This window comes from Pseudidiomarina piscicola (genome assembly GCF_902806985.1).
GTDB lineage: Bacteria > Pseudomonadota > Gammaproteobacteria > Enterobacterales > Alteromonadaceae > Pseudidiomarina > Pseudidiomarina piscicola.
Genome location: NZ_CADCXY010000001.1, coordinates 492,872 through 519,639, shown reverse-complemented (window position 1 = coordinate 519,639; position 26,768 = coordinate 492,872). Strand labels below are relative to the sequence as shown.

Annotated in this window: 26 protein-coding genes; 15 read left to right on the top strand and 11 right to left on the bottom strand. The window is 48.6% G+C overall.

Features of this window, described 5'->3' with window-relative positions; all coding sequences use genetic code 11:
* Positions 1–24: 24 nt before the first annotated feature.
* From fabA to PSI9734_RS02605, 8 genes are all read right to left on the bottom strand, one after another.
* On the bottom strand, positions 25–537 hold the full coding sequence (fabA, locus tag PSI9734_RS02640; protein ID WP_173919556.1) for a 3-hydroxyacyl-[acyl-carrier-protein] dehydratase FabA: 513 nt from the start codon (positions 535–537) through the stop codon (positions 25–27).
* An 83-nt stretch (positions 538–620) separates the two neighbouring features.
* Entirely contained in the window at positions 621–2,534 is a 1,914-nt protein-coding gene (locus tag PSI9734_RS02635; protein WP_173919555.1) for an AAA family ATPase, read from the bottom strand.
* Positions 2,535–2,563: 29 nt separating this feature from the next.
* Entirely contained in the window at positions 2,564–3,427 is an 864-nt protein-coding gene (locus PSI9734_RS02630; RefSeq protein ID WP_173919554.1) for a TraB/GumN family protein, read from the bottom strand.
* A 491-nt stretch (positions 3,428–3,918) separates the two neighbouring features.
* On the bottom strand, positions 3,919–7,005 hold the full coding sequence (locus PSI9734_RS02625; protein WP_173919553.1) for an efflux RND transporter permease subunit: 3,087 nt from the start codon (positions 7,003–7,005) through the stop codon (positions 3,919–3,921).
* Complete coding sequence (locus tag PSI9734_RS02620) at positions 7,002–8,063, bottom strand: efflux RND transporter periplasmic adaptor subunit (RefSeq protein WP_173919552.1); 1,062 nt, start codon at positions 8,061–8,063, stop codon at positions 7,002–7,004. The genes PSI9734_RS02625 and PSI9734_RS02620 overlap by 4 nt, the downstream gene beginning before the upstream one ends.
* 121 nt (positions 8,064–8,184) lie before the next feature.
* The gene (locus tag PSI9734_RS02615; RefSeq protein WP_173919551.1) at positions 8,185–9,117 is read right to left on the bottom strand and encodes an SPFH domain-containing protein; all 933 of its coding nucleotides are present in this window, start codon (positions 9,115–9,117) and stop codon (positions 8,185–8,187) included.
* Between the two features lie 27 nt (positions 9,118–9,144).
* On the bottom strand, positions 9,145–9,588 hold the full coding sequence (locus PSI9734_RS02610) for an NfeD family protein (RefSeq protein ID WP_173919550.1): 444 nt from the start codon (positions 9,586–9,588) through the stop codon (positions 9,145–9,147).
* Positions 9,589–9,665: 77 nt separating this feature from the next.
* Complete coding sequence (locus PSI9734_RS02605; protein ID WP_173919549.1) at positions 9,666–10,091, bottom strand: hypothetical protein; 426 nt, start codon at positions 10,089–10,091, stop codon at positions 9,666–9,668.
* A gap of 217 nt (positions 10,092–10,308) precedes the next feature.
* On the opposite strand from PSI9734_RS02605, the gene ccoN reads away from it, so the two are divergent.
* The 10 genes from ccoN (at position 10,309) to ttcA (ending at position 19,440) form a co-directional block, all read left to right on the top strand.
* Complete coding sequence (gene ccoN / locus PSI9734_RS02600; RefSeq protein ID WP_173919548.1) at positions 10,309–11,763, top strand: cytochrome-c oxidase, cbb3-type subunit I; 1,455 nt, start codon at positions 10,309–10,311, stop codon at positions 11,761–11,763.
* Positions 11,764–11,775: 12 nt separating this feature from the next.
* Entirely contained in the window at positions 11,776–12,399 is a 624-nt protein-coding gene (gene ccoO / locus PSI9734_RS02595; protein WP_173919547.1) for a cytochrome-c oxidase, cbb3-type subunit II, read from the top strand.
* Position 12,400: 1 nt separating this feature from the next.
* Positions 12,401–12,592, top strand: a complete 192-nt coding sequence (locus PSI9734_RS02590; protein WP_173919546.1) for a cbb3-type cytochrome oxidase subunit 3 — start codon at positions 12,401–12,403, stop codon at positions 12,590–12,592.
* Positions 12,585–13,535, top strand: coding sequence for a cytochrome-c oxidase, cbb3-type subunit III (ccoP, locus tag PSI9734_RS02585; RefSeq protein ID WP_173919545.1), 951 nt, complete (start codon positions 12,585–12,587; stop codon positions 13,533–13,535). The genes PSI9734_RS02590 and ccoP overlap by 8 nt, the downstream gene beginning before the upstream one ends.
* Positions 13,536–13,595: 60 nt before the next feature.
* On the top strand, positions 13,596–14,102 hold the full coding sequence (locus PSI9734_RS02580; protein ID WP_173919544.1) for a FixH family protein: 507 nt from the start codon (positions 13,596–13,598) through the stop codon (positions 14,100–14,102).
* Positions 14,103–14,105: 3 nt separating this feature from the next.
* A complete protein-coding gene (locus PSI9734_RS02575) occupies positions 14,106–16,565 on the top strand; it encodes a heavy metal translocating P-type ATPase (protein ID WP_173919543.1) in 2,460 nt (819 codons plus the stop codon).
* Positions 16,566–16,576: 11 nt separating this feature from the next.
* Positions 16,577–16,771 (top strand): cbb3-type cytochrome oxidase assembly protein CcoS, encoded by a 195-nt coding sequence (ccoS, locus tag PSI9734_RS02570; protein WP_173919542.1) that lies wholly within the window; start codon positions 16,577–16,579, stop codon positions 16,769–16,771.
* Positions 16,761–17,417 carry a sulfite exporter TauE/SafE family protein gene (locus PSI9734_RS02565; RefSeq protein ID WP_173919541.1) on the top strand — a complete coding sequence of 219 codons (657 nt, stop codon included), beginning with the start codon at positions 16,761–16,763 and terminating at the stop codon, positions 17,415–17,417. The genes ccoS and PSI9734_RS02565 overlap by 11 nt, the downstream gene beginning before the upstream one ends.
* Positions 17,418–17,485: 68 nt before the next feature.
* On the top strand, positions 17,486–18,415 hold the full coding sequence (gene uspE, locus PSI9734_RS02560) for a universal stress protein UspE (protein WP_173919540.1): 930 nt from the start codon (positions 17,486–17,488) through the stop codon (positions 18,413–18,415).
* Positions 18,416–18,459: 44 nt separating this feature from the next.
* Positions 18,460–19,440, top strand: coding sequence for a tRNA 2-thiocytidine(32) synthetase TtcA (gene ttcA, locus PSI9734_RS02555; protein ID WP_173919539.1), 981 nt, complete (start codon positions 18,460–18,462; stop codon positions 19,438–19,440).
* On the opposite strand, the gene PSI9734_RS02550 is transcribed toward ttcA, so the two are convergent.
* Entirely contained in the window at positions 19,415–20,302 is an 888-nt protein-coding gene (locus PSI9734_RS02550) for a glucosaminidase domain-containing protein (RefSeq protein ID WP_173919538.1), read from the bottom strand. The two genes, ttcA and PSI9734_RS02550, sit on opposite strands and share 26 nt — an antisense overlap.
* A complete protein-coding gene (locus PSI9734_RS02545) occupies positions 20,302–21,093 on the bottom strand; it encodes a DUF2189 domain-containing protein (RefSeq protein WP_173919537.1) in 792 nt (263 codons plus the stop codon). The genes PSI9734_RS02550 and PSI9734_RS02545 overlap by 1 nt, the downstream gene beginning before the upstream one ends.
* A gap of 115 nt (positions 21,094–21,208) precedes the next feature.
* Between PSI9734_RS02545 and PSI9734_RS02540 the strand changes: the two genes are divergently transcribed.
* From PSI9734_RS02540 to PSI9734_RS02520, 5 genes are read left to right on the top strand one after another with little or no spacing between them, the layout of a single operon-like run.
* On the top strand, positions 21,209–21,805 hold the full coding sequence (locus PSI9734_RS02540) for a pseudouridine synthase (protein WP_173919536.1): 597 nt from the start codon (positions 21,209–21,211) through the stop codon (positions 21,803–21,805).
* Positions 21,806–21,840: 35 nt separating this feature from the next.
* Complete coding sequence (gene mnmA, locus PSI9734_RS02535) at positions 21,841–22,965, top strand: tRNA 2-thiouridine(34) synthase MnmA (protein WP_173919535.1); 1,125 nt, start codon at positions 21,841–21,843, stop codon at positions 22,963–22,965.
* A complete protein-coding gene (gene hflD, locus PSI9734_RS02530) occupies positions 22,962–23,600 on the top strand; it encodes a high frequency lysogenization protein HflD (protein WP_246194689.1) in 639 nt (212 codons plus the stop codon). Before mnmA ends, hflD begins: the two co-directional genes overlap by 4 nt.
* 1 nt (position 23,601) lies before the next feature.
* The gene (purB, locus tag PSI9734_RS02525) at positions 23,602–24,975 is read left to right on the top strand and encodes an adenylosuccinate lyase (protein WP_173919534.1); all 1,374 of its coding nucleotides are present in this window, start codon (positions 23,602–23,604) and stop codon (positions 24,973–24,975) included.
* Entirely contained in the window at positions 24,975–26,138 is a 1,164-nt protein-coding gene (locus PSI9734_RS02520; protein ID WP_173919533.1) for a cupin domain-containing protein, read from the top strand. Before purB ends, PSI9734_RS02520 begins: the two co-directional genes overlap by 1 nt.
* On the opposite strand, the gene PSI9734_RS02515 is transcribed toward PSI9734_RS02520, so the two are convergent.
* A complete protein-coding gene (locus PSI9734_RS02515) occupies positions 26,135–26,575 on the bottom strand; it encodes a DUF4826 family protein (RefSeq protein ID WP_173919532.1) in 441 nt (146 codons plus the stop codon). The genes PSI9734_RS02520 and PSI9734_RS02515 overlap by 4 nt on opposite strands.
* Between the last annotated feature and the right edge of the window lie 193 nt (positions 26,576–26,768).

The following is a 26,768-nucleotide window of genomic DNA, read 5'->3' as shown; positions in this document are numbered from 1 at the left end:
CGGGCTTTTTAGTCTTCAGTAGTTTTAGAAGTTCGATGTGTCGGTAAACAAACCTACTTTTAAATCTTTTGCTGTGTAGATAGTTTTACCATCTACTTCGACCCGTCCATCGGCAACACCCATAAACAATTTACGTTTAATGACGCGTTTCATGTCGATGAAGTAGCTTACTTTTTTCGCCGTCGGCAGGATTTGGCCAGTGAATTTAACTTCACCTACGCCAAGTGCTCGACCGCGTCCAGGACCACCGCTCCAAGCCAAGAAAAACCCTGTTAGCTGCCACATCGCATCAAGCCCTAAACAGCCGGGCATCACTGGGTCACCTTTAAAGTGGCAGTCGAAAAACCAAAGATCGGGCGAAATATCAAGTTCCGCATGAATATAGCCTTTACCAAATTCGCCGCCTTCATCGCTGATGGTCACGATGCGATCCATCATGAGCATGTTGGGCGCTGGTAGTTGGCTGTTACCCGGCCCGAACATTTTGCCGTCAGCGCAGGCAAGTAGGTCGTCGCGAGTTAAACTAGATTGAGTCATAAACACCTTGTCTTATGCATGAAAATTGCTGCTAAGCTTAGCGAACACTTGTACGCTAAACAAGTCCGACAAGTTGACATCCATCACCAAATGCGGCGATACCATGGTTGCTGTGGTTCACAGTGTTGCAACTGATCGAGACGTTTCTCGATGCGTGCATAAAGCTGTTCCTGGTTATCACCAGAGAGCAGGGCAAGCGCTTCGGCCACATCATCGATGGCATACACATGATAATTTCCTTCAGCCACCGCAGCAATCACATCGGGTTCGAGGTTTAATTGGCTCAAGTTGGCACTTGGAATGATAACGCCTTGTTGACCGTTTAAACCGCGTTCCTTACAGAGTGCAAAGTGTCCTTCTATTTTTTCATTGACCGCACCTATGGCTTGCACGCGTCCAAATTGATCAACAGCACCTGTAATGGCTAAGCCCTGGGCTATGGGAGCTTCAGCTAAAGCTGACAGTAAACAGCACAACTCAGCGAGTGACGCACTGTCACCATCTACTTCGTAGTAAGACTGCTCGAACACAATGGTTGCCGATAAGCTCATTTCTTCACTGCGAGCGAAGACATTGGCAATATAGGCGGACAAAATCATCACACCCTTGGTATGAATACTGCCGCTTAGTTCGGATTTGCGATCGATATCGATAATGTCGCCGTCACCGTAATGAACGGTTGCGGTGATACGTGCGGGTTCACCAAACTCAGTACCACCAATGGTCACTACGGTGAGGCCGTTCACCTGACCAATCACACTTCCTGACGTTTCAATATAAACCTGGCCTTCGAGGATCTGGCGGCGGCTAAGTTCGGCAATATAGCCATCACGCTGCAGCCGCTGTTGTAACACCGCTAAAATAGTGTCGTGTTCGATTTGCGCTAACTGTTGTTCTTCGGCCAGCGCTGCCGCTTCACGGAGGAGTTGCATCAACGCAATCGTATCGAGCGATAACTCGGTTTGATAGTCACTTAACCGCGACGCATATTTCAACACTAACGGAATTGCCGATGGCGCCAAGGGTAGGGTAGCTGCCTCACGCTCAACGTAAGCTAAATAATTAAAATAGGGTTCAATCGCAAACTGGCTCAATGGGTAGTGTGCGGAGAAGTCGGCCAAATAGGGAAACAAGTTATCAAAATCGCTATCGAGCTCGCGCAGTTGCGCATAAATTGAGCGCTCGCCTAATAACAACACTTTCAGATGAATCGGTACGGGCTCAGGTTGATAATAAGCCGCAATATTTGCTTCACCTGGTTGTGGCCAGTGGAATTGACTGGTGCGAAGCACATACTTTAACTTTCGCCACAAACCTGGTTGTGTCAGTAATTCTTCCGCATCGATGGCTAGCACGCCACCATTGGCTTTTAGCAGTGCACCCGGCTGAATAAGGTGTAACTCGGAAGAAATTGTACCACCGACCGATTGTAAGCGGATACTGCCAAACAGGCTGGTCTCAGTAACGCGATCGCAAAGCACAAAATCGTCCTGTTGCGCTGCAGATTCAACAATCACCATCGCCAGCTCATTGCCAGGCAGGTCGGCAAAAGACTTATCTTTAATGCGCTCGATATAAGTCAGAAAGCGCTCGTTTGGATAGGTCGTGCGCAGCTCTTCAAGTTTCGTTTCACGCTCGCTTAACTGCAGTTCAAACAGCTCCATTAAACCTTGTAACGCGGTACGTGCCGAACCGGCTGGAACATTGACACATAGAGGTTCATTGGCCGAGTCTGGATTGGCCAAGTAGAGCCAATCGAAGCGCTCAAAGTGAACCCATTGATGGCGCGCTTGAAGTTCCTGTAACACGTCGACAATACGCAAACCCGGCGTTGTAACCACATAGCCATGCGCATAGCGACCGCCAATACGCATGGTTTGCTTAATTGCGGCAAGCGCTCTGTCTTGACCGACAAGAGGATTCGCTTGGGTGGAAACAGGGCGCTTTTGCGCCCATTCATGAACTTTTGGCTGCAGTTGTTCAGCGGCGACGCGCATCAATGGTTCCTTTTCTAAACAGTAAGTTATTACTTGGCTTCGGTGGAAACAGCTTCGACCGTATAGCCCAATTCTTGCAATAGCTTGATGATACCAGCATTCCCACCGAGATGACCCGCACCGACAGCAATAAATTCACTTCCAGCTGCTTGTAGGTCGTTATCAAGCTGGGTTTGCCAGTTACGGTTGCGGTTATCAAGTAATAACGCTGTGTAGTGCGCATAGGCGTCTGTATCAGCGATCATTTGATACAAACCCTGCATGTCTTCAGCCAAATACAATTCGGTCATTTTCGCCAATTCTGCTTTTGCCTTTGTTTCATCTTCAATCGAATCCATTAGCCATTGAACTTGTTCTTCGTAAGGAATTTGGTCAAAGACACCAAATTGAAATTCGGCAGTTTCAAGACCATCAACAGGTTTGTCTTGCATCATGGCTTGTTGAGTGAAATGGCCTTCGTACGACATTTGCTGCGCACAATCCATCTGTGCCGTCATTACGATACTGCTCAGGATAAACGGGCGCATACCATCAAAAACTGCCAAGCCGTTGCCCGTTGCTGAGGTCAGGTAGTTATCGAGCAGGGTGTATTGTGACTCTGTAATATGGTCAGAAACCTTTCGACCTTTCGGGTCTAAAAGCTGCATTTGCATCGATTGCATGACGGCAGGATCTGCCATATCGAGTTCCATAATTAACCGCTCAGACTGCTTAAATGCATCTGTAGTGTCAGCATGAACCTTAAAGTTATCCGCACAAATCATATGAATGGTACCAAACAGATAAGACGGCTCAGCCATATCGTTACCAGAAACCTTATAAAGCAATGACGCCTGAGCACTGGTTGCCGTTAAGGCACCGGCGATAAGTAATGAAGAAACCTTCTTAAGCATAACTCGTATTCCTTATTTTTATTTTGAATGTTGGTTGTTAACAGCAGTTTAAGCTGAAGGCGCCGATGAAACAATTAAAGTGCCTGAAGAAAGTTTAAAAGCCCCGAGTTGTTTGCAGCAACAGCGGGGCTTTTTTGTGGCCGTTTGAAGGCCACTATATGATTGCGCATAATGTATATTATGTTAAATAGTATATGGATAAGTATCTATGTACTAAGTGTGTATTCACATATTTAGGCGTCGCTACGTTAAATAATTGGCACTAACTACCCTGCGAATGGCGCAGATTTCACGTAGCGCACGATCGTAAATACCAACGCTAAGCTAGTTTGAAATACTTTTTGAGATAACTTTTTTGAGATAACTTTGTAGGATAGCTGCCGGACGGCTGGCGAGAATCGAGAGATAATTGCAGCAACCTTTACGGTAGGACAACTCAGGTTGCTGCAATGGCTAGACCACCCCTCATTGAGTGGTCTGAATATTTTTGATTAGATTTCTTCAGCGCGTTCCATTTCATTTTCCAGGCGCTGAGTTTCGTCGGCCCGCGGTTTGGTAAAACGTGCTAAGGCTAAATAAATGACCGGCGTTAGATAGAGCGTAAAGATCACTGCGAACGCCAGGCCACCGAACACTACCCAACCAATTGAGTTACGTGCCTCGGCGCCTGCACCGACGGATAAAATAAGTGGTAATGCGCCAAGTAAGGTCGACACCAAGGTCATCATAATTGGGCGCAACCTGATATCAGCGGCATTTTCGACGGCTTCACGTACCGACTGACCTTTGTCACGCAGCTGATCGGCGAACTCCACGAGTAAGATAGAGTTTTTAGCTATTAGGCCTATGAGCATGACTAAGCCAATCTGTGAGAACACATTAATTGACGTGCCTGTTAAGTACAGCGCAAAGAAGGCTGCGGCAATACCAAACGGCACTGTCGCCATTACCACCACGGCACTATTAACGCTTTCAAATTGCGCGGCCAGCACTAGAAGCACAATAACGAAAGCTAAAATATAGGTCATCATGACCTCACTTTCGGTTTCTTCATAAGCTTCGGCCTCGCCCAATAGCACCATTCCAACACCATCAGGTAGGGTTTCTGCCGCTACGGTTCGTAGCTGTTCTACCACTTCTTCAATGGGGATGCTGGTTGGCATTTGCATATCAACTTCGATAGCACGTCGCTGGGCACGACGCTCAAGTTCTGCGGCGATGCCCTCTTCGCTAATGGTGGCCACACTCGAAAGTGGCACTAAACCGCCATTACTAGTACCCACATAGAGATTAGAGAGGTCCGTTGGCGATTTGATTTGGCTCCGCTCAGCTTGCAACATTATCGGTACAGCCTGATCGCCGATGTTTAAATCGGTAATGTCATCACCGTTAATAGCAACGCGTAAGGTTGCCGAAACATCACTTAAGGAAACCCCTAAATCAGCAGCGCGACGGCGATCAATATTGACCCGCAATTGTGGTTGCGTTGGTTGATAGCCGATACGCGGAAAACCTATTTCGGGCATAGCTTCCTGAGCAGCCTTGCCAAAGGCCAAAGCTGCATTATAAATGTCGCGGTAATTATCTCCGGTTAAGGCAACCTCTAAGCCCCCTCCTTGCCCGCGCAAATTTAGGCTGTTCGAACCAAAGGCACGCGCCGGAGCGCCAGGGATACGGCTCAAGGGTTCGCTAATTTCGTCGATTATTTCCTGCTGTGAGCGATCACGCTCTTCCCAGTCGGTTAAGCGAACGGTAATGAACACGAGGTTTGGATCCCACTGGCCAACGCGAGTGTTGATGCTCGAGACAGCGCCGCCATTTACATACGGCAAAAGGATCTCTTCCATTTGCTGCGCTTGGCGGTCCATAAAGTTGAGCCCAACCCCATCAGGGCCGCGGGCAAAGATTCGAATTTGGCCACGATCTTCAGTCGGCATCAGTTCGTTATCAATATTAAAGTAGAAACCAACGGCGGTACCGGCAATCAATACACAGGCCGCAAATACGATTTTTGCATGATCAAGAGCCCAGTGCAGGCTTTTCACATAGTAATTTCTAAATGAAGAGCCGGCTCGTGTAAGTACCGTTTCTTTAGGTTTCTTTAACGGCAACCGAGCCGTTAAGGCAGGTACCAACGATAAAGCAACGAATGAAGAAATGATCACCGCAGCGGCAAGTACGCCGCCGAATTCTCGGAACAAGCGCCCTGCTGTTGAAGGTAAGAATGCAATGGGGACAAATACCGCAACCAACACGGCGGTCGTGGCAACCACGGCAAAAAACACCTCACGTGTACCGATAACGGCAGACGCGCGAGCGCCCATCCCCATACTACGTCGGCGTTGTATGTTTTCCGACACTACAATGGCATCGTCTACAATCAATCCGGTCGCTAGCACTAACGCAAGCAAGGTAAGTATATTGATGGAAAAGCCCAGCAACCAAATCACCGCTATCGAGCCAACCAGTGCGACGGGTATCGACACCGCAGGAATAATGGTTGCCCGCCCAGAGCCGATAAATAACCACAAGGTCGCGATAACTAATAAAATAGTGAGGCCTAACGAAGTGATTACCTCTTCGACGGAACTGCGGATGAATTCAGCATCATCGTTGGTAACTCGCAAGTTGAGATCTGGATACTGTTTCTGTAAATCACCGACTAAGCGGAGCACCTCGTTTGATATTTCAATGGTGTTCGAGCGCGCTTGACGAATAATACCGAGCCCAAGTACCTGCTTACCATCAAGTCGAGTGATACTGCCAGCATCAGCGGGACCAAAATAAACCGTTGCCACATCGCCAACCCGAGTGGTACCAGCGATAACTATGTTTTCAACATCTTCGGTGGTTACTGAACTGGCATCGGCACGAACAATCAGTTGTTGATCCGTCGACTTGAGGCTTCCTGCGGGGACGTCAAAAGGTGCTTGCCGAAGCACCGCTGCCACATCACTAACCGTCAATTGATAACTCGCTAAACGCAACGGTTCAATCACCACGCGCATTACTTTTCGGCGATCACCCGTTAGCCGCACGTCGGCAACACCTGGAATGTTCAAGAAGTTCGGAGCTAAGTCCGTTTCAACGCGCTCGGTTAAGGCGGTAAGGTCGAGTGTCTCACTTGAAATCGACAGTGAAACGACTGACTCAGCGTCGTTATCGGCCTTAATAATCGCCACATTTTCAACTTCTTCTGGTAGCCCTCGCTGTACTCGGCTGACAGATTCTCGCGTTTCGTTAGCGGCATTATCAAGATCAACACCAGGTCTGAACTCGACGACTACTCGTGAGCTGCCTTCTTCGCTCGATGCACGAATGGACTTAACGCCACTCACTCGTGCGACGGCACCTTCGAGGCGGCTGGTCACTTCGGTATCTACTGTTTCTGGCGCTGCCCCCGGATAGCTAGCTGTCACCGAGACAATCGGCCGATCGACATCCGGTAATTCGCGGACTTCAACACCGTTGATGGCTGCTAGGCCGGCAATAATAATCAGTAAGTTAAAAACAACTATAAGTATAGGTCGACGAATCGACAGCGAAGGTAAATCGTTTAACTGTGGTGTCCACTTCATTCGTTGACTCCCCCGTTCGCTAGATCAAGTTCGCTTACGGCCTGCCCCTGACGCAGCGTTTGCACGCCCTCAACAATCAATTGGTCACCCAGTTGTAAGTTTCCATCAACCAGCACACGGCCAGGTAAACGTTGTTTAATCGAAACGTCTACCCGCTGTGCCTTTTCATCTTTTATAATCCATACGTAGGCGCCCTCAGGGCCCCACATCAAGCCTGCTTCAGGGATCACTGGGTAGCTATCGCCGGCAAGGGTCAACGCAACTCGAAAGCTCATCCCCGGCCGAAACTTATCTTCGGTGTTGGTCATGAGCGCACGGATCCGTACCGTACGATTCTGGTTATCGACGCGCGATCCTATCTCTGCTACTTCGGCAGCTAGCGGCTCCTGCATACGCTGCCAAGAATACACTTCAAGTTGTGCTCCTTGGTCCAGTAGTGCCACCGCTGATTCAGGTGCCTGAAAATCGATGTAAAGCTGGTTGCGTTTATCTAACGACGCAATCATGGTCTGGGTGGTAATACGATCGCCCACTTCGATGTCGGTAATACCAATAACGCCAGAGAATGGCGCGATGACTTGCCGATCATCAAGGTTGGTTTGGGCCTCTGCCACCGCAACTTCGAGTAAGTCGCGCGCGATCATCGCTTCATCCAACTGGCTTTGCGAGACAGCACCTTGCTCACGACTTGTTTGCAGTCGTTTGAGCGTGCGCTCGGCGTCCGTCAGTTGCAACTTGGCGCGCTGCAGAGCGATTCGCTGACGACGATCGTCTAATTGCACTAACACTTGCCCTTTCTCAACCCGCTCACCAGGCTTGAAGTTCACCGCTGTGACCACATCGCCGACAGCTGGATACAAGTCAACGGACTGCAAAGCCTCAGCGTAAGCAACAGCTTCCACTTGTTCCTGTTCACGCTCAAACCCTAACGGTTGTGCCACCACTAAAGCGGCTTTTTCAGCATTACGCCATTGCTGTGCAGTCACGGTTGAGGTGACACTTGGCAACACAACGGCCAGCGTGAGTAGCGAAAATGTAAGAGCTGTCGACAACTTCATCTAAATTCCTTGTATGCAAATACGATTGTTAGTTTTACTTTATGCGCATTTGACCAAATACGATCAAAAAAGGCTGCCCATCTACGATGAACAGCCCGCTAGACACGCCAGTTAAATAATTTTACTGGGTTGGCTTGGCTTTTAGTATTTCAGTCAGCCCAGCAACGGCTCCGCCAATATCCGACAATTGTGCCGGCAATATTAACGTATTGGTTTCCTGTGCTAGCTTGCCGAATTCTTTCACATACTGTTCAGCAACCCGCAAACTTACCGCATCTTGACCACCAGGCTCTTGAATGGAGCTGGCGATTTTACGAATACCTTCTGCTGTCGCTACGGCAATAAGCTCGATTTCACGCGCTCGACCTTCAGCTTCGTTAATTTGCTTTAACTTTTCGGCCTCAGACAAATTAATAACTTCTTGTTTTTGACCTTCGGAAACGTTAATCATCGCTTGGCGCTCACCCTCTGACTTGGCAATGGCCGCACGCCGCTCACGTTCAGCACGCATTTGTTGCTCAAGTGCGTCCTTGATACTCATCGGCAGTTCAATATCAGAGATTTCATAACGCAGTACTTTAATACCCCACGGTGCGGCTGCTTCATCTAGTGCTTGCACCACAATTTCATTGATTCGGGCGCGTTCTTCGAAGGTCTTATCGAGATCCGTTTGGCCAATCACCGAGCGCATGGTCGTTTGTGCCAACTGAGAGGCCGCATAACGGTAGTCGTTGATACCGTAGCTCGCTTTGTGAGCATCAACCACTTGAATGTAAAGCACGCCATTAATGCCTACCTGGATATTGTCGCGGGTGACACAAGCTTGCCGCTCAACATCAATCACTTCTTCTTTTAGAATGTGCTGGTAAGCAACTTTTTCAACAAACGGGATCAGCAAGTGAAAACCCGATTCTAAAGTACGGTTATAGCGCCCTAGCCGCTCAATTACGAAATTTGTACGTTGCGGCACGATCCGCGCGGTTTTGAGAATAACGATAATCACCGCAATCGCAAAGCCGACGGCGAGAACGGTACCTACATTTAACTCCACCATGATGACGTCCTTTAGTTCACTTTATTATTATGGTTTATCACGGCTTACCGTGAGTTGAATTCCTTCATTCGCCTGCACCCAAGCGGTTTCACCTGCTTTTAACTCATCCTCTGAAAAAGCGTCCCACTGTACACCGTTAAGTACGACACGACCGGCACCGTGGTTGAAGTCACGAATCACTTTGACCCGAGCGCCAATATCGCGTTGAAAATTCGGCTTGGCATCGTCTTCGTCGGTGCTGTAGCCCATAAACCAACGCTTAAATTGCCCTCTTGCAACAATTAAAAGAGCCAAGCTCACCACACCAAAAACCGCAAACTGAGTTGCGGTTTCCGCAATCAAGCCCCAGTGTAAAAGCAGCCCTGTAACAATCGCCCCAATGCCGAGAAACACGGCTATGACGCTGGTTAACAGCAATTCGGAAAGAATTAATGCGACGCCAATAATGATCCAAAGTAATGCTATAGACATAGCTTTCCTCGATGAGTAAGTGACTCTAAAGCTTAACTATAGCATGGCCAATCAAATGGCCGACCAAGTCAATTGTATCAATTTGCTACGCTCTCAAAGTTCAGGCTAATTTGAGCCGGCAAGTCATCGAACTCCGACTGTAAGGGAACCGTTAAGCGCCAGGTCATCCGCGGTTCCGTACAAGAACCTAAATAGAGATCCGCTTGCCATTTACCTGTATCGGTTTGTTTCCACTGTAACGGTATGCTGCCCATATACATAGACACCCCCTCAACGTTGCCTAAGCCCGGTTTCACGCGGTCTGGCAACTCAAGAGTAAGCTTTACCCGCTGTTCCAACGGTATGGGCTCAATGGGCATTTTGAGTTTTATTTGCTGTGCCGCAAAACTATGGCTCGCGGTCGGCAGTTGTTTAGGGGATGGTGGTTGGCAGGCAACCAAGCATAAGCTCAAGCCCGCGAAACTAAAGACCTTACCAAGACTAAGGTTAAATAATCGGTACATTTTACGTCCCCTTTGGTCGTAATATTACTGCTTACTTTTTCACCAAGTTGCCGTCACGCCTGATTTTTTAACGGTTTGTGACTGTATTTTTGCAAGCAAACAGCTTAAAATGGCTGTGCTTGCGGAAGTATTCAGCAAGTCATCATCATTGTCACGTTACTCTTACGACGAATACTATGAACTTTTCTAAGTCAGAGCATCAACGCGGAAAGCAAAAATGAGTCAAACAAATCCTCAGCAAATCGAATACAACCTCAAAGTCGTCAGACAGTTTACTGTCATGACGGTCGTTTGGGGCATAATCGGTATGACCCTCGGTGTTTGGATCGCAGCTCAGCTAATATGGCCAGAGCTCAACTTCGATACACCTTGGCTTACCTACTCTCGTCTTCGCCCTCTTCATACGAACGCGGTTATTTTTGCCTTCGGTACGTCGGCGTTAATGGGGACCTCCTTTTATATTGTCCAGAAGACCTGTCGCACTAACTTGTTCTCAGACAAGTTGGCGTCCTTTGTGTTCTGGTCTTGGCAAGCAGTTATTGTGCTTGCAGTGATCAGCCTACCGTTAGGGCTGAATTCGTCAAAAGAGTACGCTGAACTTGAATGGCCGATTGATATTCTGATTGCGCTATCTTGGGTTGCCTACATTATTGTATTCTTTGGCACCTTGGTGAAACGTAAAACTTCGCATATCTATGTTGCAAACTGGTTTTATGGTGGCTTTATTATCACCGTAGCAGTGCTGCATATCGTGAATAGCATGGTAGTTCCAGTGTCATTCACTAAGTCTTACAGCGTGTACGCGGGTGCTGTGGATGCCATGGTGCAATGGTGGTACGGCCATAATGCGGTAGGCTTTCTACTAACCGCTGGTTTCTTGGGCATGATGTATTACTTTGTTCCGAAGCAAGCTGAGCGTCCAGTGTATTCGTACCGCTTATCAGTGGTGCATTTTTGGGGCTTGATCTCGCTTTATATTTGGGCCGGACCTCACCACTTGCACTACACCGCACTGCCTGACTGGACACAGTCATTAGGTATGGTGATGTCGGTGATTCTGTTTGTGCCATCATGGGGTGGTATGATCAACGGTATCATGACGCTATCTGGTGCTTGGCATAAGCTTAAGACAGACCCTATTCTGCGCTTCCTAATTGTCTCGTTGTCATTCTATGGTATGTCGACCTTTGAAGGTCCGATGATGGCAATTAAATCAGTGAATGCCCTTTCGCACTACACTGACTGGACCATAGGTCACGTTCACTCGGGTGCACTTGGCTGGGTTGCAATGATCACCATCGGTTCAATGTATTACCTGATTCCACGGCTTTGGGGGCAAACACAGATGCATAGTATCCGCTGGATTAACACCCACTTCTGGTTACATACCATAGGCGTAGTGCTTTATATCGTCGCGCTTTGGATCTCAGGCGTTATGCAAGGTCTGATGTGGCGTGCGGTGAATGCTGAAGACGGCACGCTAACCTATAGCTTTGTTGAGAGTGTTGAAGCCTCTTATCCGTTCTGGTTTATCCGCTTTGTCGGTGGCTTGTTCATCGTTGCAGGTATGCTGCTGATGGCATGGAACAGCTATCGTACTATTAAGGCCGGCAAACCAACTCGCGAAACAATTGATGTTGCTCCGCGAGAAGCAACAACGCAGTCAGCTTAAGGAGTCCGAAAAATGAGTAAAAACATTAAGCATGATTTCGTTGAAAAGCGCGTCGGTTGGTTGGCGATCTTCGCCACCATCGCAATCTCTATCGGCGGTATCGTCGAAATAACGCCATTGATGTTTCAAAAGCAGACCAATGAACCTGTAGTCGGTCTAGAGCCGTACTCTGCGTTAGAGCTTGAAGGTCGGGATATTTATATCCGTGAAGGCTGCAATAACTGTCATAGCCAGATGATTCGTCCGTTTCGCTCAGAAACCGAGCGTTACGGGCACTACTCACTGGCCGGTGAACATGTTTGGGAGCATCCATTCCTATGGGGTTCTAAACGCACCGGTCCAGACCTTGCCCGCGTCGGTGGTCGCTATAGTGATGAATGGCATTATGTGCATTTAATGGACCCTCGTGATGTGGTTCCAGAGTCAAACATGCCAGGCTTTCCATGGTTAGCGGAAAATAAACTTGATGGTGAGTTAACCGCCAAGAAAATGGAAGTTTTCCGTGGCTTCGGCGTCCCTTATACCGACGAAGATATCGCCGGTGCTAAGGCTGCCGTAGTTGGTAAGACTGAAATGGAAGCGTTAATCGCTTACCTTCAATCGCTAGGTACTGGTTTGAAGCAACAGGCCAATTGATATGGATTACATTACTTGGCGGAGTTTTTATACAGTTTTAGTTTTCGTATTGTTCATTGGCATCGTGCTTTGGGCGTACAGCAAAGGGCGTAAAAAGCGCTTTGACGAAGCCGCAAACTCAATCTTCGAAGAAGATGAGTTGAAAAAAACGAAGTCAAACAATACTGAACAGGAGTCGAAGAACAATGAGTAGCTTCTGGAGTGCATGGATTATTGTCCTTACCCTCGCGTTTTTAGTCGGAATTATCTGGGTATTACGCTGGAATATGAGCAACTATACCGGAATTAAGGAAGGCGAACTCATGGATCATGAGTTCGACGGTATCGTTGAAATTAATAACCCACTACCGCGCTGGTGGATGATTCTGTATTGGGTCACCATCGTCTGGGGCTTTGCCTATTTGGCGCTTTACCCAGGCTTGGGGAACTTTGCAGGTCTACTTGGCTGGAGTAGCTCTAACCAAGATGTTCGTTCCATTGAAGAGTCGCGAGCGGCGACGGAAGCCCATCGTGAGGCTGGCCTCATCGTTGAGTACGACCGTGCGATGGATGCCGCAGATGAGCGTTTTGGGCCCATCTTTGAAGCTTACGCACAACAGCCTATTGAAGAGCTTGCAAAAGACCCAGAAGCGAACGAAATTGGCCAGCGTTTGTTCTTACAAAACTGTGCCCAATGTCATGGTTCAAATGCTATGGGCGGTAAAGGGTTTCCGAACTTAACCGACGATAACTGGCTCTACGGTGGCTCGGCCGACGCAATTAAAACGACCCTTCTGCAAGGTCGTCAAGGTCAAATGCCATCATTCAAAGCACAGTTTGACGAGCAACAGATCACTGAGTTAGCAACTTACGTTCTCAGCTTAAGTGGTCGTAAAGTTGACCCTGAACTCGCCGCTGCCGGCAAAGCTAATTTTGCCGTGTGTTCTGCCTGTCATGGACAAGATGGCAAAGGTAACCAACAACTGGGTGCACCCAACCTAACTGATAACGTTTGGTTGTATGGTGCCTCACAAGCAGCGATTGAAGAAACGTTAATGAATGGCCGCAACGGTGTTATGCCGGCATGGAAAGATATTCTCGGTGAGGATAAAGTCCACGTCATTAGTGCGTACGTGTACGGGCTTTCAAACGACTAAACTGAAAACCCCGCACTCGCGGGGTTTTTTCTTTATGCTGAATAAATGAGGTTATGGGTAATGGTAAAACCTTGGTACAAACAAGTGTGGCCTTGGGTGTTAATGTCGATTCCATTTTCAGTGGTCATCGCTATGGCGATCACCCTTACTGTTGCCTCTAACTATGGCGACAACCCCATGGTTGTGGATGACTATTATAAACAAGGTCGAGCGATCAATAGCCAAGTAGAGAAGGTACAGGAAGCCCAAGCAAGGGGCATCGCCTTTATTTTTGAACACCAAGGGCGTGACCTAATTTTACGTTACAAATCCGGTCAACCTGATGAACTGACCGCACTGCGGGTTAATTTTTACCACACAACGCTCGCCGACAAAGATTTCAGCTTAACCTTAACGGCAGACGCGGAAGGCGATTTTAGAGGCCAACTCCCCGAATCTGTCGCACAAGAGCAAGGCAAATGGACACTGACCATCACACCGTTTGACGGCAGTTGGCGGCTAAGCCAACAGATCCACTTGCCAAGCTATCGTCAACTTACTCTAAAACCACTTACTTACGGCGTTTAACTGATGGCGTCGACGCTGCCAAACCCTCCTGAGGGTCTTTGCTTTCACTGTCTACAGCCGTTACCGGCACATGACGAGATCAAAGTTCGGGTCGACAATCGCGAGCGACAAGTATGCTGTTATGGCTGCCAAGCGGTGGCGCAAACCATAGATGAGCAGAATCTGCTGCACTTCTATCAGTTTCGAGATACCAGTAACCCGCTGCAAATCCCCCTCCTTCCTGAAGAGTTGCAGCAACTTGAAGCTTATGATCAAGAAGAGCTACAAGAACAGTTTATCCAGCGTTCAGACAGTGGTGAGAAGTCTACCAGTTTATCTGTCGACGGCATGACCTGCGCAGCTTGTGCGTGGCTCATAGAAAAACAATTGCAAGGGCTGGCTGGAGTCAGTAACGCGCAAGTAAATGCGACGACTGAGCGCGTATCGATCCAATGGCAGCCAGACAAGGTGAAGCTAAGTACCATTTTGCAGCAAATCGCGGGCTTAGGTTATCGCGCATTACCCTTTCAAGCGGCAACACAAGAACAAGATTTTAAGCGGCGTCGACGTTATTTTGTCCGTCGTATCGGCATTGCCGGAATCGCCACTATGCAGGTGATGATGATCGCTGTCGCGCTCTATTTTGGTGTGGTCAGTGAACTCGACCAAAGCATGCGACAATTCTTTTGGTGGATCAGTTTGTTGTTTGCCACCCCAGTATTACTTTACAGCGCACAGCCGTTTTATTTATCCGCGCTGCGCAGTATTCAAGCGCGCCAACTCAATATGGACGTACCGGTAACGCTCGCACTGCTAAGTGCTTATGGGGCAAGTGTCTACGCGACCTTTAGCAACCAAGGAGAGGTCTATTTTGAGTCGGTAAGTATGTTTACCTTTTTGTTGCTAGTGGGTCGTTACCTTGAGCTACTCGCAAAACAAAAAGCCATTGCCACCGCAGCCAATTTAATTAAGCTGCTGCCAGCGACCGCGCAGCGTGAAACAGCCAGCGGTAAGCTTGAAGCCGTTGCCGTACATAAATTAACGCAAGGTGACGTGGTACAGGTGCTACCAGGCCAAACATTACCCGCTGATGGAAAGCTACTGACCGATCAAGCCGAGGTGAATGAAAGTATGCTTACCGGGGAAAGTGTGCCCGTGCAGCATCAGTATGGCGACACTGTTTTTGCGGGTACATTGAATCAATCGCAGCCCATTCGTATCGGCGTTGAGGCAACCCAGCAAAGTACCGTCATGGCGAAAATCGCGGCTTTGCAAGATCAAGCCTTGGCGACCAAACCGCGACTGGCGGAACGGGCTGAGAAACTAGCGAATCAGTTCGTTAAACAATTACTGATTTTAGCTGCGTTAACCTTTTTCGTTTGGAGCTTTATCGATCCTTCCGAAGCCTTTTGGGTTACTTTAGCAGTGCTTGTTGCCACTTGTCCGTGTGCCTTAGCATTAGCCGCGCCGACCGCGGTCACCGGTGTCGTGCACCGACTCAATAAGCAAGGCGTGTTACTTCGTAATACAGACGCAATCGAGGCATTACGTGATTGCCGTACGCTCATCGTTGATAAAACGGGTACGCTAACCAGTGGTCAATTCTCGATTGCCACGACCCACCAGCTTAGCCAGAACTACACGGCTGAGGCGATTGCAACACTTGCCGGCAGTTTGGAGCGTCACTCTGAACATCCGCTAGCGACACCGTTCAAAAATTTGACCAGCGAAACAGCTTCACTCGAAGCCGTCAAGGTTGCGCTTGGCAATGGCATTGAGGCCTTATGGCATCATGGTCAGAGCCAGTGTAAAGTCCGTATCGGCAGCCCCCGCTATATCGCTGAATGGCACCCAGATGCCTTAAACCATAGCCCCGCAAATGTGTTACTCGCAACCGCGGACGAGCTGCTCGCAAGCTATCAGGTAACAGATACCTTACGTGACGATGTGCCTGCCACGTTAAGCAAGCTGCGGCAGCAAGGGTTCAAGGTGATCATGTTAACCGGAGATAGCCAGGCAAATGCCCAGCGAGTGGCGAACCAGTTGGACATTCAGCAAGTCCAAGCAGAGTGCTTACCAGCCGATAAATTGGCGTTCGTGAAGCAACAGCAACGCCAGGGGCCAGTTTTGATGATTGGCGATGGCATTAACGATGGCCCGGTATTAGCACAAGCGGATGTATCGATGACGTTTGGTCATGCTGCTGACCTCGCCCGGCAAGCCGCCGATATTGTCGCCATGCGTAATGATTTTGCCGCGCTTACCCGACTGCTAGACAGCACCGCTAAAAGCCGTCGTATTTTGAAGCAAAATATTATTTGGGCGCTGGTCTACAATATTGGCATTATACCCATTGCGGTGATCGGGCTGGTGACACCCTATATTGCCGCTATTGGAATGTCGGTAAGTTCACTACTTGTCTTAGCGAATTCATTAAGGCTTTATCGCGGCAGTTCCGGCACCGACACACCAGCAACTAAGTAAGCGAGGTACGTGTGGAAAGCTTATACATTCTAATTCCAATAGCGATTCTATTTGTCATTATTGCGATTGCCGTTTTTTTATGGGCCGTACGTAGCGATCAGTTTGAAGATCTTGAGCGCCAAGGAATGAACGTGTTGCTCGACGACGATGATCCGAAAAAAAACAACGAACAACAATCCGCACGGCAAGACACTGATGAATCTTGATATTTTCGCTGCGTTTTTGATGGGGCTTGCTGGAGCTGGGCATTGCCTGATGATGTGTGGCGGCTTAGCCGGTGCCCTGGGGCCTAAACCAAAACCCGTTGATTTAATAAGTTATAACTTAGGCCGCATTAGCTCTTATGCTGTCATTGGCGCGATCGTAGGTCTTAGTAGTCAGTTGCTCGTATCAAGCTTTGCACCCGCTTTACTCGCCTTACGGTTTATCGCCGCATTTTTCTTAATCGCTCTGGGTTTCTATTTCGGTGGCTGGTGGCTAGGCCTTAATAAATTAGAGCGCCTTGGCAAGCCACTATGGCAAAAAGTTGCCCCCCATGCCGCGCGCTTGCGTCAACGCACTAGTACCTTTGATCGGTTCATCGCCGGAATGCTCTGGGGCTGGCTGCCCTGTGGCTTAGTTTACAGCGCTCTTAGCTGGGCCGCGATCAGTGCCTCGGTTGTGTCGGGAGCTGTTTATATGTTGGCATTTGGGCTTGGAACCCTACCTGCCATGCTCGCTTTTGGTTGGTTTAGCGGTGCTGTACAAAGTATTCTGAAAGCGCAAGGTTTCCGCCAAGCCATGGGCGTGATTATGATCTTTTATGGAGTTTGGGTTGCTGTTATTGCGCTGCGTCAACTGTTGCCACTGTGAGAATTAGCCACACCTAGAAATTCCGTCTAAACTCAGTTAATAAGTTCGAACATTCAATGAGGTAGACCATGTCTTGCGTGAAAAATATATTAGTGGTTTTAGACCCTGATAAACAACAACAAAAAGCGCTTAATCGTGCCCTGCACTTAGCTCGGATCAGTAAAGCTTCGATTACCTTAATGCTGTCGATTTACGACTTTTCTTACGAAATGACGACGATGCTCGCCGCCGAAGAGCGTAACACCATGCGCGACAGTCTTATTAATGATCGAAAGGTTTGGATTGACGATCTATTGGAAGATTACAACACGCGTGAACTAGATATCTCGATTAAAGTGCTCTGGCATAACCGCCCTTTCGAAGCCATCATTGAAACGGCGATTACTGGTGAGCATGATGTTATTGTGAAAGCGACACATAGCCATGATGGCTTGGCTAGTATTATTTTTACGCCCACCGATTGGCACTTACTGCGAAAAGCACCTTGTGCGGTATTGCTGGTGAAAGAACACGAGTGGCCTGAACACGGCAAAATTCTTGCCGCGATTCACACCACCGGCGAAAAAGACCACCATAACAGTTTAAATTACCGGATTACCGAGGCCGCACAGCGGTTTGCCGGCTGTTTGCACAGTAGTGTTCATTTAGTGAATGCCTACCCCGGGGCGCCGGTCACCATTGCGGCCGAAATACCGGAGTTTGATACTGGAAATTATCGTGAAGTTATCGCCGAAAATCATCAACAAGCTCTGGCCGAACATGCCCAACACTTTGGAATTACCGAAGCCTGCCAACATGTTCGCGAAGGGCTACCTGAACAGGTGATTCCAGAACTTGCAAACGAGCTCGACGCCGAACTTGTGGTGCTTGGCACTATAGGTCGTACAGGTATTAGTGCAGCATTATTAGGAAATACCGCCGAGCATGTTATCGAACAAATTAACTGTGACTTATTGGCGGTAAAACCAGCAGGATTTGAATCACCAGTTAAGGTATAATCCGCACGATTTTTTCAGCCCCTTAACCTGATAAAGTGATTTCAATGAGTTTAGTGACAACATTTAACGCCAAAGACACTCACCTAACAAGTGCCCAGGAAAAGCAACAGCGGCACGATTTCAATAAGTTAGAGAAACGACTCCGTCGCCATGTAGGTCGCGCCATCGAAGACTTTAACATGATTGAAAACGGCGATAAGGTGATGGTTTGTCTTTCAGGCGGTAAAGATAGCTACACTCTATTGGCGATCCTTCGCTTTTTACAAAAAATTGCACCAATCAAGTTTGAGCTGATCGCAGTCAATCTTGATCAAAAGCAACCGGGCTTTCCTGAACACGTGCTACCTGATTACTTGCGCCAAGAAGGTGTCGATTTCCGCATTATTGAGGAAGATACCTACAGCATCGTTAAAGAGAAGATCCCAGAAGGAAAAACCACCTGCTCACTCTGTTCGCGTTTACGTCGCGGAATTCTGTACCGAGTGGCGAAAGAGCTAGGCGCGACAAAAATTGCCTTAGGACACCATCGAGACGATATGCTGGAAACATTGATGCTTAATATGTTTTTTGGCGGCAAAATGAAGTCAATGCCACCAAAACTCGTCAGCGACAATGGTGAGCATGTCGTGATACGCCCACTCGCTTATGCCCGCGAAAAAGATATCGAACGCTACTCAGCTTATGCAGATTTTCCGATTATTCCCTGTAACCTTTGTGGTTCTCAGGAAAACTTGCAACGACAAACAGTGAAGGAAATGCTGCGAGGTTGGGACAAAAACCACCCGGGACGCATCGAAAGTATGTTTACGGCAATGCAGAACATTGTGCCGTCGCACCTTGCTGATCACGAACTATTCGATTTCAAATCCATCGCTGCCGATGGTCAGCATAATGAGGCAGGAGACACCGCATTTGATCACAGTGTTCCTACCGACTTTATCAATTATCGTGAGCACGACGATGAAGAAACCGACGCCCAAGGCGCCGGTCACTCAGCAGTTATTCAGGTGCGGAATTTGAGTTAGTGGTAAACCCTGGCTCGGCAACGGGCCCTTCGGCTCCTAGCGCATCCATGATCAACGGACGGTTCACGCGAATCATCGCATTTAGCTCTTCCACGTATGCTTCACCACGTTCTGAGTAGCTAAGTAGCCCTGGCGTTAGGTCAACGGCACGTATACGTGCCTCTTGCGCTCTGCGCTCTGCTCTTAGTTTGCGCATTTCAAAATACGCCGGATGGGTATTTAAATTACGCAAATAACTGCGCACCGAGGCGTTTACCGAGTTGAACTTTTCAACCTCATGGGTGGCGTCTTCGCCCCGCGCACCGGGCACTAAACCACAACCTTTGGTAAAGCACCATTGACCGAACAGATTCAACGCTTGCTTGGCAAAACGTGACGTTCCCCATGCAGATTCGTTCGCTGCTTGCACCAAAACTAAGGTTACTGGAATGCTATCGACGCGGCGCAGCAACAGTTCAAAAGCCTGTTCGGCCTCAAGCGGCGAGGCAAAGTTAAACTCTACCCGGTAGCGCTTAGCTAGATACTCGAGCCAGCTCACTTGCTCACGTGAAAGTGAATCTGGTTTCAACCGCCACTTAGTATAAAGTGCGTCTAAGCCACTACGCTGCTCTTCAATTAGGGCATTCTCGGCGGCCACTAAAGGTGCCAAAAAATCAAAAAATGCCTGTTTCTTTGCGGCCGTTTGCTGATATTTAGCAAAATCAGGCATCGCTGAAACCACCGGCGCCGCCACCGCAACTTTTTTGGCAGGTACGACACCATCGTACAGCCGATACGGGTTGGCCAAATGCAGCACATTAGGCGCAATGGCGGCCGCAGCCGCCATAATTAAACCAAGCATAATAACGAGATAACGTAGCATTAACTCTCCTCTTCTACGGTCGTAACTGAGTTTTCATTCGTTTCACTAGGTACGCCAATGAGGCGATTATAGATGACACCAATCACGTTAAACCACATAGGCATGGTGAACAGCAGCCCAAGTAATAGAGGTAAGGCACTGATAAAGATGATAATGGTCATAATTAGATAGAGACCAAGCAGCGGTAACATCTTTTTATTTAAGATAATCACTGATGCCATAATCGCGCGCATTACAGGTAGATTACGCTCCAGTACGAGTGGTACCGCCAGTGTGAAACTGATCTGCAAATACATCGCAATTAAGAAGAACAGCGCAAAAAAGGTTCCTGAGGCATCAAAGATAAGAAACAACAGTGCGGTTGGAATCGCCATCGCCACAATCAATACTGCCGCAATGACCACCATTTTAGGCGCATGAGCTAGTGCTTCACCGAAGAGATTTACGCTCGGCTTGATATCTCGTGCGTTACGCAACCCGATCAAGTACAAAATCGCAGTAAAAGGCGCGATCAGCAGACTGCTAGCGATGGACTGCCCAGACAAGTGAAGCATATTGATATTGCTTTCATCGACGGGAAAAATCTGCGCTACCACCAAGGAAATAACCCAGTTCGCCAGCAATAAAACCACCAAGCCAAGTAGCATGATCGGCAATGATCGAAGCGTGATATCCCAGCCGCGCTGAAGTATGTCGCCCACACTCAACGGTATTTCACCACGTAACGCCGCCGCAAAGTTATCCTGCTCGGTGGCTTGGTGTTTAGTATTTTTAGGGTTAGAGTCCTGCATCGTTCGCTTTTCCTTTATAATGTTGTTTTAGTTTTGGCAGACATATAACGCACCCCACTAGTCTAACATTAATCGCTGACTGGACGGTACTCGTCGAAAGAAGTTGGAGAACATTATGAAGCGCCCTTATCAGAAACGCAGAACCTCGCAGCCCCGGCCGGCTAATCCCAAACTTGTTTTATTTAACAAGCCCTTTGGTGTGCTGACGCAATTTTCCGGCACGGCAGACGAACAAACACTAAAACCGTTCGTGCCATTTAATGATGTCTACCCTGCGGGACGCCTCGATAAAGACAGTGAAGGTTTACTGCTGTTAACCAACGACGGCAGCTTGCAGCATAAAATTAGCCACCCAAAACATAAGTTACCAAAAACCTACTGGGTGCAAGTTGAAGGCTGCCCCGACGAAACGGTGTTGCAACAGCTACGCGAAGGCGTCGAGTTGAACGACGGCAAAACGTTGCCCGCCGAAGCCTTTATAATGCCCGAACCCGATCAACTATGGCCCCGAAATCCCCCCGTACGAGAGCGTAAATCTGTTCCCGACAGTTGGATTTGTTTAATCATCAAAGAAGGTAAAAACCGACAAGTTCGGCGTATGACAGCGGCTGTAGGTCACCCCACTTTACGTTTAATCCGCGCTGCTATCGGGCCATGGCGACTTGCAGGAATGCAGCCTGGCGAGTGGCGTGAAGTGCCTCCTGTGTGGTAGAATTCGCGCGCTTAGCAGTCATCACGAAGGTTGTCATGTCAAACACTGAAAACAGAAATCAAAAAGTTATTGTCGGAATGTCGGGCGGCGTTGATTCGTCCGTTTCAGCTTACCTGTTACTGCAGCAGGGGTATCAGGTTGAAGGCCTGTTCATGAAGAACTGGGAAGAAGATGACACTGATGAATACTGTGCTGCCGCAACAGATCTTGCTGATGCTGAGGCGGTGTGTGCGAAACTTGGTATCGAGCTACATACCGTTAATTTTGCTGCGGAATATTGGGATAATGTTTTTGAGTACTTCCTTGCGGAATATCGCGCCGGACGCACCCCAAACCCCGATATTATGTGCAACAAAGAAATTAAATTTAAAGCCTTTTTAGAGTTCGCTGCACAGGCACTCAACGCTGATTATATTGCCACCGGGCATTACGTGCGTCGCCGTAAAGAAAATGGCCAGTATCAGTTGCTGCGCGGGCTTGATGATAACAAAGACCAAAGCTACTTCCTCTATACTCTGTCGCATGAACATGTAGCGCAAACCTTGTTCCCAGTCGGTGAATTAGAGAAGCCTGAAGTGCGTCGTATTGCCGAGGAACAAGATTTGGTCACCGCTGATAAAAAAGATTCCACCGGTATCTGTTTTATTGGCGAGCGTAAGTTCAAAGACTTTTTACAGACCTATTTACCAGCACGCCCCGGCACTATTGAAGATGTCGACGGCAACGCCTTAGGCGAGCATGAGGGGCTGATGTATCACACCCTAGGCCAACGTAAGGGGTTGCATATCGGCGGCCTTGCCGATGCTGGTGATGAACCTTGGTACGTTGTTGACAAAGATGTCGAACGTAACGTTTTAGTCGTGGCGCAAGGGAAAAATCATCCACGCTTATTCTCTAAGGGTCTTGTCGCTGCGCAACTTGATTGGGTCGATCGTCAGGGGCCAACCGAGCCTCTGCGCTGTGTCGTCAAAACACGCTACCGGCAGCAAGACATTCCTTGCTTGGTCAGCCCCACAGCTGATGGGGCTGTCAAAGTTGAATTCGACGAGCCCGTGGCGGCGGTTACCCCAGGCCAATCGGCAGTTTTTTATGTCGATGACGTATGCCTAGGTGGCGGCATTATTGAGCAACGCCTAGCGGACCATGAGGTATTGCTGTGACCCAGTGGCAACAGCGCGTGATTGCCCTTGCCGCTATCGCCCAAGCGGCGGCTGCGGTTAAGAGTTTAGCGCGACAAGGCAAACTCGACGAAAGTTTTCAACGCCAAGCACTGCTCGACAGTGTGTTGAACCAGAACCCCGACTCTTTTGCCAGTATCTATGGTGATGTAAGTAAGTTACGGGTGGGCTTGCGCGTACTGCTGGCCCAGCTTGGCGCAACCAAACAGAAAGACATTGAAACCACGCGCTACATGGTCGGTGTATTGGCATTGGCTCAGCGCGTGCAAAAGCAACCCAAAGCATTTGCTGAGCTTGGCCAACGTATTGATCAATTACATCGCCAACAGAGCCAATTTCAGTTCGAACCAGAAACGGTTTATCAAGGCATGGCGAGCACCTACAGTGATTGTATTTCGCCTTTAGGTCGACCGTTACAGATTCATGGCCAGCCTGACTATTTGCAACAACAGCCGGTACAAAACCAAATACGTGCCCTGCTCTTGGCCGCCATTCGAAGCGCTGTCCTTTGGCGTCAGGTCGGCGGCAAACGTCGCCACTTTATTTTTTCGCGGACGCGCATGGTCGCGACTGCTAATCAACTTTTACGTGAATTAAGCTCACAATCGGAGTCCTAAGATGACCACTTTATCCGCTTTAACCGCTCTTTCTCCTGTCGATGGCCGTTACGGCTCTAAAGCCGCAGCGTTACGACCGATGTTTAGTGAATACGGTCTCATCCGTAATCGGGTGGTCGTCGAGATCCGTTGGTTACAACAACTCGCTGCGACAGCCGAAATCAGTGAAGTTCCTGCATTCTCCGACGCGGCTAACACCTTTTTAGATAATCTGATTGAAAATTTTAGCGAAGCAGATGCTGAACGAGTGAAGCAAATTGAAGCCACTACCAATCATGACGTGAAGGCAGTCGAATACTTCTTGAAAGAACAAGTGGCTGAGCAAGACGAGCTTAATGCTGTCACCGAGTTTATCCATTTTGCCTGTACCTCGGAAGACATCAACAACCTGTCTCATGCACTAATGCTAAAACAAGCATTAAGCGACGTCATGTTGCCAACCATGCAGCAGTTAAGCGATGCCATAAAACAGCTCGCGCAAGAGCACAAAGCAGTACCTATGATGGCGCGTACCCATGGCCAACCGGCGACGCCGAGTACCATGGGCAAAGAAATGGCAAATGTCTATGTGCGCCTGCAACGTCAACTTGAGCAACTTCAAGCCGTTCCTTTGCTAGGTAAAATTAATGGCGCGGTGGGCAACTATAACGCTCATCAAGTGGCTTATCCTAACGTCGATTGGCACCATGTTGCTGAACAATTTGTAACTGGGTTAGGCTTAACTTGGAATGCCTACACCACACAAATTGAACCGCATGACTACATTGCTGAGCTGTTCGACGCCGTCGCTCGCTTTAATACCATCGTGATCGACTTCAACCGTGACATTTGGGGCTACATTGCACTGAACCACTTTAAACAGCGCACTATTGCTGGCGAGGTAGGTTCATCAACCATGCCACACAAAGTGAATCCAATCGATTTCGAGAACTCTGAAGGTAACCTTGGTATCGCAAATGCAATGATGCAGCACTTAGCCAGTAAACTGCCTATTAGTCGCTGGCAGCGCGATCTCACCGATTCCACCGTATTACGTAATCTCGGTGTTGGTTTTGCCTATGCGCTCGTCGCGTATCAAGCAACCCTAAAAGGTGTAAGTAAACTCGAGGTTAATGCCGATAACTTAATGCGTGAGCTCGACCAGAACTGGGAACTGCTCGCCGAACCAATTCAAACCGTGATGCGTCGCTATGGCATCGAAAAACCGTATGAAAAACTGAAGGAGCTAACGCGCGGTAAGCGCGTCAATCAAGCGGCCATGGCAGACTTCATCGACAGCTTAGAATTACCAGAAACAGTCAAGGCTGAACTGAAGTTGCTTACCCCCGCATCTTACATTGGCCGCGCCGTTCAGTTTGTCGACGAGTTAAACTAATGGCGTTTCAGTTGCAACTTAATCGGGAAGAATTTTTACGCGACTATTGGCAACAACAGCCATTACTGATTCGTGGTGGTATGGCGCCGTTTGCCGACCCGATCGCGCCCGAGTTATTGGCAGGCCTAGCCATGGAAGATGGGGTTGATGCCCGTGTCATCCGTCAACAACAAGGCAATTGGGACGTCGAGCACGGCCCGTTTGAAGATTATGAACGCTTTGGTGAAGTTGACTGGACCCTTCTCGTACAAGCGGTAAATGAATGGTTTCCTGATGTTCAAAGTTTGCTTCAGCCATTTCGATTTTTACCCGATTGGCGCGTTGATGATGTCATGGTCAGTTTCGCCACGGAAAATGGCAGTGTCGGTGCGCATTTAGATCAATACGATGTATTCATCATTCAAGGTGCCGGCGAGCGCCACTGGCGCGTTGGTGAACGTGTCAGTAACGCTGAAGAGTTCTGCCCTCACGCCGACTTAAAACAGCTCAAAGACAGCTCTTTCGACGCCTGTATTGATACGGTGTTACAGGCTGGCGACGTGTTGTATATTCCGGCCGGTTGTCCTCATCATGGCATTGCGCTTGAACCAAGCTTGAATTATTCGATCGGATTTCGAGCTCCGAACAGTGCCGAATGGTTAGCACAACTAGCTGATCAATTACTCGCCAGTGAGCAAGACTTTGCGCGCTATCGAGACCCGAAATTCACGACACCGCCAACAGCTTATGCGATTTCTTCCGCGCAAATTGAGCAAGTTCAACAGCTATTGCGAGAACAATTAGCGTCGCCCGCAGGAGTCCAAGCACTCCAACAAGTCATGTCGCAGTCAAAGCGTCCACTACCGGTGCCTGAGCGCGAATTAACGCTTGCTGAGCTTGCCAGCTATGCAACAACATCAATGCTGCTCTGTCGTACACCTGGTGCGCGGTTACTTTTAGGCAGTGACCAAAGACTTTATGCGGCGGGAGAAGTTATTGCCGAGCCGCAGCAGCTCTCTGCTGGGCTCAAACAATTACTCGAATTAGAGCAGGAGACACCGTTGGCCCAATGCTCCGCGGTGTTTAACGACAGTGAAGCGCTTCAGTGTCTCAATGAGCTACTTAACTTGGGCGTTTTTCATTTGGTGCAAGAAGTCGAGGATAATGCTGAGGCAACAGACTAACTGTTGCCCTGCTCTTCCGGAGCTTGCCATAGCTCTTCGGTACCAACCAAGTCATACAAGGCTTCAGCCCGATTCACTAAATACTGCGCATAGCGTTGCTGCTCTGGATCAGCACTTGCTTTAGGATCGCTTAAAAGACCTTGCGCCTTCATTTGCCACTGAAATGAAAAGTAGCGCATCACATCACGCGCATTGTTCGCGGCTTTGGTTCCCGCCACATCGGTAGGCACATCACCGTTGATCAACCATAGTTCTTTTTTGTCTTGGGTGACAAATTTCCAAACCGCGACGTAAGGCGCTAAATAGCGTGAGTCCTTGGTTAATATTTGATCGCTGATAATACCTTGCTCAGCCAAGTATTTGTTAGCTGCCTGAAATTGCTCGCGTACCCATGCCGAGAGTTGCTCCTGGGTAAGTTCTGGCTGTTCTTTGGCCATAATAAGTCTCTTCCTATCGAATTTTAGTGGTTGATACTAGGCATAACTTTGTTGCCTACATACTACCGTGAAAGGGCTTTTGGGCAAAGTCCGAAATTGTGTAAACTTAGCTTGCAAGGCTTTACGTTTACGTAAACGTTTTATTTTTATCATTCACTAGCGCGGGCAAGGTGAAAATGCTAATGTGCGCGAA